The organism is Schaalia sp., assembly GCF_050312375.1.
GTDB lineage: Bacteria > Actinomycetota > Actinomycetes > Actinomycetales > Actinomycetaceae > Pauljensenia > Pauljensenia hyovaginalis.
Map to the genome: position 1 here is coordinate 23,004 of NZ_JBNOYB010000123.1, position 10,553 is coordinate 33,556.

Consider the following 10,553-nt stretch of genomic DNA (forward strand, 5'->3'; position numbering starts at 1 on the left):
ATCCTAGAGCCGCCTATGCTGGGGGCATGTCGATCTCTCCCCTTGACGACGTCGTTCTCAACGACGGGACGACCCTCCCCCCGATCGGTCTGGGCACTTACCGCCTGTGGGGCTCCGCGGGCGCCTCATCGATCGAATCGGCCATCAGGATGGGCTATCGCCTCATCGATTCCGCGGTGAATTACGAGAACGAGGGCGCGCTCGGCCGTGCGGTGCGGAGCTCGGGCGCGGCGCGCGAGGACCTGCGCCTGGTCTCCAAACTCCCGGGGCGCCATCAGCGCTACGAGGAAGCGGTCCGCGTCGTCGAGGAATCCCTGTACCGGGCGGGCCTCGACTACTGGGACCTGTACCTCATCCACTGGCCGAACCCGAAGCAGGGCCTGTACGTCGAGGCCTTCCAGGCGCTCGTCGACCTCAAGAAGCGCGGATTGATCCGTTCGGTCGGGGTCTCGAACTTCCTGCCGGCCCATCTCGAACGGCTGCGCGACGAGGTGGGGGAGCTCCCGAGCGTCAACCAGATCGAGCTCCACCCCTACTTCCCGCAGGCCGAGGCGCGCGCCTTTCACGAGACCCTCGGGATCCGCACGGAGTCGTGGAGTCCGCTCGCGCGCAAACTGCGCGTCGTCGACGAGCCGGTTCTGGCCGATCTGGCGCGTGAAACGGGCCGCTCCGTCGCGCAGGTCGTGCTGCGCTGGCACCTCCAGGTGGGGGCGGTCCCGATCCCGAAGGCCGCGAGCGAGGCGCGTCAGCGCGAGAACCTCGCCGTTTTCGACTTCGCCCTCGACGAGGGGCAGATGGAGCGGATCTCCTCGCTGGCCAGGCCCGACGGTCGGCAGGCGGGCCAGGATCCGGCCGTCTACGAGGAGTTCTGAGCGCAGGTCCGCAGGAGTTCTGAGCGCCCGCCCGGTGGCGCTGATGCAGGAAGGCTCCTCCTGCGGAATCAGCGCTCCTCCCGCGGAATCAGTCTCTTTCCGGGGCATCGGCGCCCTGCGGCTGCCGCCCTCCCCCGCTACTCCCGGACCGACTGATCCGCCAGGATGCGCCTGTAGTCCGCGCTGTCGCGCTCGAGCTCCTCGTGCGAGCCGTGGGCGACGACCCTGCCCGAATCGAGCACCCAGATGGACTCCGCGTCGATGAGGGAGGCGAGGCGATGCGAGATCACCAGGGTCGTGCGCCCCCGGCGCAGCCGCGTCGCCGACTCGGTGATCTCGCGTTCCAATTCCGGATCGAGATTGGCCGAGGGCTCGTCGAGGATCAGCAGGCGGGGCTGGCGCAGGAAGGCGCGTGCGAGCACCAGCCGCTGCCTCTCGCCCCCCGACAGCGCGGTTCCCCGGTCGCCGACCGGCGCATCGAGGCCGCCGAGCCCTTCGACGAGGTCCTCGAGGCCGGCCGCCCGGAGCGCTTCCCACATCCTGTCGTCGTCGGCGTCCCAGTCGGCCAGGAGGAGGTTCGAACGGAAGCTTCCGGAGAACACGTGGCCGTTCTGCGGGACGAGGGCGACATCGAGGCGGTGCTCGTCCGGATCGAGGCTGCGCAGGTCGCGTCCGGAGAAACGGATGCTCCCCGAATCGGGGTCCATGAAGCGCATGAGCAGATGGGCGAAGGTCGACTTGCCCGCGCCGGAGGGGCCGACGAGGGCGACGCTTCGGCCCCCGGGGACTCGCAGGCTCGCCTCCTTCACGGCGGCCTCCCCCTCGTAACGGTAGGTCGCCGAATCGCTGACGGCGGCCTCCTCCTCGCCCTCGACGAGGGGCAGCTCGAGCGGTGCGCCGGGGATCGGATCCGGGGCGTCGAGGACCTCGTTGATCCTGTGCGCGCAGGAGGACACCTCCCCCATGATCCCGAGCATCCCCGCCAGGGAGAGGACGGGAAGGGTCGCCATTGCGACGAGGATGACGGCGACGGGGAGCTGCTCGGCGGGGTAGGCGCCCTCGATGACCCTCCTCGTGAGGACGGCGAGGATCCCGATGCTGACCGCTGCCGCGCCGAAGGCCGATACGGCGGTTTCGAGGCTCTTGCGCATCGCCTGGGCGAGCTTGTTGCGCTGCACCTCGGCGCTCGCCTCCAAGACGCGGCGCCGGTGCTCCTCGCGCTGTCCGAGGGCGTACAGCTCGCGCGCGCCGACGACGGAGTCGAGTCCGAGGGACTTCAGGGAGGACAGTCCCGCGCGCACCCTTTCCCCCTGCCTGCGCTGCATCGGACCGAGGAGCCAGGGCACGAGGATCGGCAGGATCACCGAGATGAGGACGAGCAGGGCCAGGGGGCCGATGAGGATGATGAGGACGGACTCGATGAGGATCGTGTTGATGAGGGCTGCGACGGCCACGGGGGCCGTATGGGCGTAGAACCACTCCAACTGCTCCATGTCGTTCATCGCGGCCGCCGTCAGATCCCCGGTCCTGCGTCCGGAAAGGCCCCGGGGCGCGATCCTCTGGATCGCCGCGTACAGGTCGATCCTCATGCGCGAGAGGATCTGGTAGGCGAGTTGGTGGGACCACCACGCGTCGTAGAGGTAGCCGAGGGCGTGGGCGATCGCGAGGCAGAACAGGGCGAGGAAAGGCAGGAGGAGCCGGGGATGCTCCTCGGACACGAGCCTCGTCGTGATCCACACGCTGACCACCGAGACGAGGACGAGGGCGATCTGGTGGAGGGCGATGACGAGGACGGAGCCGATGAACAAGCGCCTGAACTCCCCGAGGCGTCCCATGATGGAGCTGAGATCCCTGAAGGTCTGTTTCATCGCTTCTCGATTCCTTGGAAGGGCGCGGGGGCGGGGGAGGCGCCGATGACCTCGTCGGGGCGCCCGGAGGAGACGATCCTCCCGGCGCTGAGGCGCACGGCCTCATCGGCGCCCGCCGCCACCTCCATGCGGTGGGTGACGAGGACGAGGGTCATGTCGGGAAGGGCCTCGCGCAGGCCGGACAGGATCCGGGCCTCGGTGTCCGAATCCAGCGCCGAGGTGGACTCGTCGAGGATGAGGATTCTCGGCCGTCTGACGAGGGCCCGGGCGATGGCCAGGCGCTGGCGCTGCCCCCCGGACAGATTGGCCCCGGCCTCCTCGACGCGGAGGGAGAGGTCGTCCGGGAGCGCAGCGTCAGCGCCCGCCGTTGCGGGAGCCCTGTTCTCATGGAGCCCGTAGGCGCGGGCGAGGGTCAGTGCTTCGAGCATCTCCTCCCGCGTCGCCCCCGGGGCTGCCGCTGCGAGGATCTCCTCGACGCTTCCGGGGAAGATCACGGGGGACTGGGGCACCAGGGAGATCACCGACGGGATGTCGACGCTCGTCGCGGGCTCCCCGCCGATCGTGATCGTCCCCGCCTCCGGGGAGTCGAGGCCGAGGATCATGCCGATGAGGGTCGATTTGCCCGAACCGGATCCGCCGATGACGGCGAGGAAGCTCCCCTGGGGGATCCGCAGGCAGGCCCCGCTCAGGGCGGGGGCCTGCGCGCCCTCGTAGGTGTACGACACCTCGCGGGCCTCGATGTCGGCGGGGCGCCCCTCGGGCAGGGCGCGGCGCTCGGGGGCGACCCGATCGGGAGTCCTCCCGCGCAGGAGCTCATGGATCTGCGTCGCCGCGCTCAGGCCGAAATAGCCGGCGTGGAAGGCGTTGGCGAGATCGCGCAGGGGCCGGAACACCTCGATGGACAGCAGCGTGATGAAGAAGAGGCGATCGACGCCGTAGGCCCCCCGGTGCACCTCGTAGGAGGCGATGAGAAGGGCGATCGCGGGGCCGAGGACCATGACGGCGGCAGAGGCGCCGGTCTCGCCCAGGGAGATCCTCAGCTGCGACAGGGTCGTCCGCAGGAGCTCCTTCGACCTCTCCGCGAGCCTGCGGCCGTAGGTCCTGCTCGCCCCGAAGGACTTCAGTGTGGTCATCCCCATCATCGCGTCGACGAAGTCGCTGTTGAGGTCCTCGTAGGCGCCCCAGTGGGCTTGGCCCTCCTCGGCGAGGGCGCGGTCCCACAGGCGCGGCACGAGGAAGGCGGCGACCGCGCACAGGAACAGGACGATGCCGATCAGCGGGCTGACGGTTCCGATCCAGAGGCACAGGGGGCCCGCCGTCAGGGCGGTGACGGCGATCTGCGGGAGGTAGGAGCCGAAGTAGGGTTCGATGGCCTCGACCCCGTCGACCATCAGCGACTCGAGCGCTCCGGCGCGCGAGGAGCTCAGGCGCATCGGCCCACGCTCGTCGATGTCGGCGAGGATGCGGCGCCGCAGATTCACCTTGAGCAGCAGTCCGAGCCGGTTCGCGATGTGCGCGCGCAGAAGGCCCAGGAGGGGGATGAGGACGAGGAGCAGGGCGAGCAGCGCGATCGACCTCGTCAAGGCGTAGGGGTCGCGTGCGCCCAGCAACTCGGAGAAGATCGTCGAATTCACCAGGGCGCTTCCGACGAGGAGGGCGCTCGCGGCCATGCCGGCGAGAACCGGTGGGATCAGGACCGCGGGGCTCACTCCGGCCGCTTCGAAGACCGCGCGTTGCCGCTTCCCCGTTGTACTCATGCTCATGTGCTCTCCTGGGCCTTCCGGGCTCACTGCTGCGCGAGCTTCTTCACGAGTTCCCGGGCGGCGTCGATCGCCTCGACGGTCGGGTAGGCGGCCCCGGAGGGCAGCTCGATGATCCTCTTGTTCGTGAAGGCGGCGGTTTGCGTCATCCCCGGGATCTTCTCCAAACGGGCCAGCGAGTCCTCGAGGGTGATCCCGCTCTCCCCCGTGGTGATGATGAGGACGTCGGGATTCGACTTGACGATGGTCTCGGGCGAGATGGCGCCGTTGAACATCGCGTCGTAGGAGGGGGCGACGACGTTCTTCAGGCGGGCGGCGTCGAAGATCCCCTGGATCGTCGAGTTCGCGCCGTAGGCGAAGAGGTCGTCGGACGAGTCCCAGTAGTAGAGGCCGGCGGCCTTGAGCTCGGGGAGTTTCCCGCCCTCCTCGCGGGCCGCCGCCAGGTCGGCCTCCATCGCGCTCGCATTCGCGTTCGCCTTCTCCCCGGTGTTGAGGAGGGCCCCGAGTTCGCGGATGTGGGCGGGGATCGCGTCGAGATCCGCGAAGTCGCTCTTCGCCTCGGAGAAGGCGTAGGCGCAGCTGCTCGGCGGCATCACGCCCGCGATCCCGTTGTTCCCGAGGTTGTCGATGCTCAGGTCGCCCTCGCCGAGGGCGGATCCGTAGATCATGTCCGCTTGCAGTTCGAGAACGCGTTCGAAGCTGATGGATCCGTGGTCCTCGCCGCCTCCGGAGGCGACCTCCTCGATGCCGGAGAGGCTTTTGAGCTCGTCCTCGATGCGGGGGCCGTAGAGGGCGCCGTGCTCGCCGAATCGTGCGACCATCCTGTCCGCCGCTCCGGCGGAGACGATGTTCGCGACTCCTTCGCGCCCCGCGCCGATGATCCGCGCGGGCTCGCGCTCGACGGCGACCTCCTGTCCGCAGAACGAGGCTTTCATGGGGTAGGCGGCGTTGGAGGGGGCGTTGTCGCCCGCCGATTGGCGATCGGCGGCGGCGCCCGTCGAGCATCCCGCGAGGGCGAGGGCCGCGCAGGTCGCTGCGGCGAGGAACGAGGGTCTGAGCGTCATGGGATTCTCCTTCTATCGAGTGGGTGAGGTGAAGAGGAACTGCGGCCTGCCGCAGTGCTCGATCCGCGAGACGGCGACGCCGTACAGTTCGGCGATGGTGTTCTCGAGGAGGACCTGGTCTGCGGCGCCGACGGAATGCATCCGGCCCGCGCTGAGGATGTGGATCCTGTCGCAGTAGCGCGCGGCCATGTTGAGGTCGTGCAGGACGACGACGACCGTGCGCCCGAGGGCGCGCAGCAGTCCGAGGACCTCGTGCTGATAGCGGATGTCGAGGTGGTTCGTGGGCTCGTCGAGGAGGATGCATCGGCTCCCCTGCGCGAGGGCCCTGGCGATGACGACGCGCTGGCGCTCGCCGCCGGAGAGCTCGTCGGAGCGCCGCCGACTCTTGTCGATCATCCCCACGGCTTCGAGGGCCTCCAGGGCGAGCTCGCGGTCCTCATCGCGATAGGGGCTGAAGTCGGAGACGAAGGGCATGCGCCCGAGGAGCACTTCGTCGAGAACGCTCATCCGGTGGGGGATGAAGGACTGCTGGACGACGACGCTGATTTCGCGCGAGATCGTTCGGGGAGTGAGGGAGGCCAGGGGCCGGCCGTTGAGGAGGACGCGTCCTTGCGAGGGGGAGAGGGCCCCGTACATCGTGCGCAGGAGGGTGGTCTTCCCCGAGCCGTTGGGGCCTACGAGCCCGGTGACGAGGCCGTGGGGGATCTCGGCGTTGAGGGAATCGAGGGCGAGGGTCGAGCCGTATCTGACGCTGAGGTCCTCGATCCGGAAGGCGGGAGCGGTCGTCGTCATTCGTCGTTCCTCGCGTCTCGTCCGATGAGGAGCATGAGCAGGGGCGCTCCGAGCAGCGAGGTGATGACCCCGATCGACATCTCCCCGGGGGCGACGGCGATCCTCGCGAGGAGATCGGCGAGGACGATGATGATGGCCCCGGTCAATGCGCAGGCGGGGGCGGAGCGCCGGAAGATCCCCCCGTGCAGTCTTTTGGCCAGGTGGGGGACGACGAGTCCGATGAATCCGATCGTCCCCGTCAGGGCGACGAGGAAGGCGATGATGAGGGAGATGAGGAGGAAGACGAGGAAGCGCTGGCGCTGGGGGTCGACGCCGAGGGTGCGCGCGACGTCGTCTCCGAGGGAGAGGGCGTCGATGCGGCGTCCGATGGCGATGAGCCCGAGGATCCCGGCTCCGCTGGCACCCGCCGCGATGGCGACTTCGGGCCAATGGCTTCCGGCGAGGGAGCCCAGCATCCAGAAGACCACCGAGCGGGTCGTCGTCGGGTCCTTCGCGAGCATGATGATGAGGCTGGTGAGGGCGGAGAAGAAGAAGTTCACCGCCATTCCGGCGAAGATCACCCGCGTGTTGGTCAGGCGTCCCGCCCCTTTGGCGAGGGCCATGACGAGGACGAGTGAGACGAGGGATCCGATGAAGGCCCCGGCGCCGACGCCGAGGTGGACGGGGCTTGCGGCCATGCGCAGTCCGAAGACCATGACGGCCGCCGCTCCGGTCGAGGCCCCGGCGGAGATGCCGAGGATGTAGGGGTCGGCGAGGACGTTGCGGAGGGTCGACTGGGCGGCGAGCCCGGTGACGGCCAGTCCCGCGCCGCATGCGGCGCCCACGAGGCTGCGCGGAAGGCGGGTGCTCCAGATGATGCCCTCGTCGACGGGGCCGGGGGTCGGCAGGATGGTCCACTGCCACGGGGTGAGGTGTTCGAGGATGATCCGCAGGGTGATCCCGGGGTGGACTTCGACCGCCCCGATGCCGCATGCGAGGAGCATCGAGACGATGAGGAGGAGGACGAGGGCGGCGTCGATGCCCGCGGAGCGGGCGCGCGCGGCCGGAGAGGCCTGGTCGGCGCCGGTGCTGGGGGAGGGGAGGGGTTCAGGCATGGGGGAGGGGGAAGCGGTTGAGCTGGTTGGGGGTCTGGGGCGCGTCGTGCAGTCCCATCCGGTGGTAGGCGTTGAGGATCCTCCCCCCGCCGAGCGTGATGTCGCCGGCGGGGAAGTTCGGGACGAGCCCGGGGACGAGGACCCGGAGCACGGTGCCCGAGCAGGCCCGGATGTCGGGGGTGGTGACGTCGGCGGCGAGGATCTCGTAGCCCGCGGCCTCCAGTCTGTCGCGGTAGTAGGCCGAGCAGCGGGATTCGCCTTCGTCGACGGGGTAGCGGGAGGCCGGGGCGAGGGGGCGGTCGAGGTGGGGGGAGCGGTGCTCTGCTGCTCTGGGGTCGAGGTTGAGCTGCTGTTGGATCATGAGATCGTGGACGGAGTCGTAGTCCCAGCCGATGGTGTCGAGATAGGCCCGATCCGCCCTGTAGGGCAGGGCCATGTTCGGCGAGAGCTCCAGTCTTTCGATGGCGGAGAACATCCTGCCCGCCGGGTCGAGCAGGTCGAGGGCCCCGTCGAACAGGGTGGCGGCCTCGGTGATCGCTTTGAGGGCGGCCGCAGTGGTGCTCGGGCGGCAGGAGAAGCCGATGTTGCAGGTGCCGTGGTGGGCGTTGCGCAGGACCGCGGCGACGACGGGGATGCGGAACTCGTTGGGGAGGATGAAGAAGGAGAGCTCGAATCCTTTCGCTGAGAAGCGTTCGACGACTTCGGCGATCTCGGGGGAGGCGATGCGGACGGGGTCGATCGTCGGCTTGGAGTGCCACCAGATCATCGTGGCGTCGCGTTCGATGATCTCTTCGAGGGCGTTGGTCAGCGCTCCTTCGGGGTCGTGCCCGGCGGCGATGCCCGCGTAGGGGATCGGCGCGATGCGGGGGAAGGAGGAGAGGGGCTCGCCGTGGACGCTTCCCCTCCGGTTGTAGTCGACGTAAACCATGGGCAGGGGGACGAGGGCGTCGCCTCCTCGCGTGAGGTTCTTCGCCGGCATCCACGGGATCCGGGTGGAGCGCGTGAAGGGCGAGAAGCGGAAGCCGGGGCGGGAGTGCTGCTCGGGGGAGAAGAGGACGAAGTCCTCGGGCCGAACCGGGGCGCGCCCCGAGGCGAGGAGGGAGTCGTAGTCGCCGATGACGACCGAATCGGGGTCGATGACGTTGACGCAGTACCTTTCGATGGCCTCTCCCACGGCGGCGCGCCGGGCTTCGTCCTCGTCGTCGATGGCGCTCCCCTGGCACACGGTGTTGTTGCTCCATTCGCTGATGACGCGGATGTCCGTGACATCGGATTGGACGGTGGTCACGCATCCGGGGAGGGCTTCGTGATGCGCGATCGTGCGCAGGCGCGTGATGATCCCGGCGAGTTCGTCGCAGAAGGCGTCCGAATGGATGTCGACGATCTTCGGCTCGTCCTCGTAGCCCTTCCAGGTCAGCCAGGGCACGAGGACCCGGTCCCGGCTGCGGGCGGAGGGGATGTCGATCGTCGCCCAGCTCAGGGACGAGTGCGCGTCCCGACTGCGTGTGCGAGAGATCCTCGCGTCGAAGAGCGCGTCGGGCTCCTTCTCGACTCGATCACGCACGAGGTCGACGGCCGGCGGGCGCAGGGTGGTCGAGGTCGCCGCGGGGGCGAGGCTGGCGGCGGTCATGCGCGCCTCCAGGTGCCGGTAGAGGTGGGGGGATCCGCTGCTCGACAGGGGGCCGATGATGATCTCGGGGAAGCGGATGATGAGGGCGAGGTAGGAGGATCCCGCGTTCAGCGCCCGGTCCTCGGCCCTTATCGCGGAGGGGAGGTCGGGGGTCGTGAGGTAGTGGAGGACGGTCTCGTCCGGAAGGGGCCCTTCGCCCTCGTAGAACTCCTCCGGGGTGAGCGTCCGCGAGCAGGCCTCGGCGAAGCCCTTGGGCACGGGGGCGTCGGTGAGGAGGAGAAGCCGGGAATCGGGGGTGAGGTCGATGATGAGCGAGAGGGGGCGGGAGGGGAGGGGGAGGGCCTCGTCCGGGCAGGCGCCGAGGGCTTCCAGGTCGGGTCGGGGGCCTTTTATCAGCGTCCCGTCGGATCTGCGCGCGTACGAGTCCTCTTCGCCCGCCCACAGTTGGACGAGGCCCTTCCCGCTCCCTCGCCTCATGCGCTCAGCCCTCGAGTTCGACTGCGAGCTGGAAGGCGGTGGTCGGGTGGATTCCCGGGTGGTGGTTGGAATTGGGTGCGAGGATCGCGTCCTCGCGCCTCGTTTCGAGGATCTCGGTGACGGCGTTGTCGGTCATGTCGCTTGTCCTTTCCTGTTCGGCCCGGCGCGGAGGAGGTCTCCGCATTAGGCAAGGTAAGGCTAACCTAAGTAAGTCTTTTGTGGAAGGGGCGGCTGAACGGGGAACCGGACTCCTCGAGCATGGATCCGCAGGCCCCGGACCCGGGTGGAATGCGGAATAAGGGCGAGGCGCGCGGCGAACACGACGAAGACGAGCGCCGCCCCACCGGTGCGGCGGGGCGGCGCGTCGGGTGCGGGGCTTCAGTCCCCCAACGCGACCCGGTAGACGTTGGTCTCGCGCTGGACGAAGCCGGCGCGGCGGTAGAGGCGATTCGCGGCCTCGCGCGCCGGGCGGCTCGTCAGATCGACGGTGCGCGCGCCGACGCTCCTCGCATGCGCAAGAGCGGCCTCGACGAGGGCGAGGCCCGCGCCCTGCCCGCGGGCGGCCTCATCGACGACGACGTCCTCGACCCACGCGCGCACGCCCGTCGGGATCTCGAAGGTGGCGAGGGACAGCATCCCGAGGATCGGCTTCCGGCCGGAATCATCGGCCGCCTCGGAACGGAACACGAAGAGGTGAACCGAGGGCTGCGCGACGAAACGCTCGACGTCCCCCGCGGACAGGGGCTTGGCGGAACGGGAGAGCTGCGGGATGAGGCGCCCCATCGCCTCCACAAGCTCAGGGGTGGACTCGGTGACGATCTCGACGCTCATATCTCTCCTTCGGCTGCGGATCGTGCATAGTCTAACGGCGGACGAAGCCCGGGCGGGCGCCCCCGCCGGAGCGCCCGCCCGAGTTCCCTACAGTGCGGTGCTCGGGCGGCCCGCGACGAAACGGGCGAGACGCTCGCGAGGGGAGGGCCTGCGGCCAGCGAGATC

Annotated in this window: 9 protein-coding genes; 1 reads left to right on the forward strand and 8 read right to left on the reverse strand. The window is 69.3% G+C overall.

Annotation, left to right across the window (positions count from 1 at the left end):
- Window positions 1-32 precede the first annotated feature (32 nt).
- The gene (locus tag ACQY7V_RS10115) at window positions 33-872 is read left to right on the forward strand and encodes an aldo/keto reductase (protein ID WP_407826326.1); all 840 of its coding nucleotides are present in this window, start codon (window positions 33-35) and stop codon (window positions 870-872) included.
- A gap of 137 nt (window positions 873-1,009) precedes the next feature.
- On the opposite strand, the gene ACQY7V_RS10120 is transcribed toward ACQY7V_RS10115, so the two are convergent.
- The 8 genes from ACQY7V_RS10120 to ACQY7V_RS10155 all read right to left on the reverse strand — a co-directional run bounded on the left by ACQY7V_RS10120 (window position 1,010) and on the right by ACQY7V_RS10155 (window position 10,388).
- Window positions 1,010-2,740: an ABC transporter ATP-binding protein gene (locus tag ACQY7V_RS10120; protein WP_320836301.1), complete on the reverse strand. Its 1,731-nt coding sequence runs from the start codon at window positions 2,738-2,740 to the stop codon at window positions 1,010-1,012.
- Entirely contained in the window at window positions 2,737-4,503 is a 1,767-nt protein-coding gene (locus ACQY7V_RS10125; RefSeq protein ID WP_303774654.1) for an ABC transporter ATP-binding protein/permease, read from the reverse strand. Before ACQY7V_RS10125 ends, ACQY7V_RS10120 begins: the two co-directional genes overlap by 4 nt.
- A 23-nt stretch (window positions 4,504-4,526) precedes the next feature.
- Window positions 4,527-5,564 (reverse strand): ABC transporter substrate-binding protein, encoded by a 1,038-nt coding sequence (locus tag ACQY7V_RS10130; protein WP_303774653.1) that lies wholly within the window; start codon window positions 5,562-5,564, stop codon window positions 4,527-4,529.
- 12 nt (window positions 5,565-5,576) lie between these two features.
- Entirely contained in the window at window positions 5,577-6,356 is a 780-nt protein-coding gene (locus ACQY7V_RS10135) for an ABC transporter ATP-binding protein (protein WP_303774652.1), read from the reverse strand.
- Complete coding sequence (locus ACQY7V_RS10140) at window positions 6,353-7,450, reverse strand: FecCD family ABC transporter permease (RefSeq protein WP_428640115.1); 1,098 nt, start codon at window positions 7,448-7,450, stop codon at window positions 6,353-6,355. The genes ACQY7V_RS10135 and ACQY7V_RS10140 overlap by 4 nt, the downstream gene beginning before the upstream one ends.
- On the reverse strand, window positions 7,443-9,557 hold the full coding sequence (locus tag ACQY7V_RS10145; protein ID WP_428640117.1) for a YcaO-like family protein: 2,115 nt from the start codon (window positions 9,555-9,557) through the stop codon (window positions 7,443-7,445). The genes ACQY7V_RS10140 and ACQY7V_RS10145 overlap by 8 nt, the downstream gene beginning before the upstream one ends.
- 4 nt (window positions 9,558-9,561) lie before the next feature.
- Window positions 9,562-9,693 (reverse strand): hypothetical protein, encoded by a 132-nt coding sequence (locus ACQY7V_RS10150; protein ID WP_268233652.1) that lies wholly within the window; start codon window positions 9,691-9,693, stop codon window positions 9,562-9,564.
- 242 nt (window positions 9,694-9,935) lie between these two features.
- Complete coding sequence (locus ACQY7V_RS10155) at window positions 9,936-10,388, reverse strand: GNAT family N-acetyltransferase (RefSeq protein ID WP_154476010.1); 453 nt, start codon at window positions 10,386-10,388, stop codon at window positions 9,936-9,938.
- Window positions 10,389-10,553: the final 165 nt, after the last annotated feature.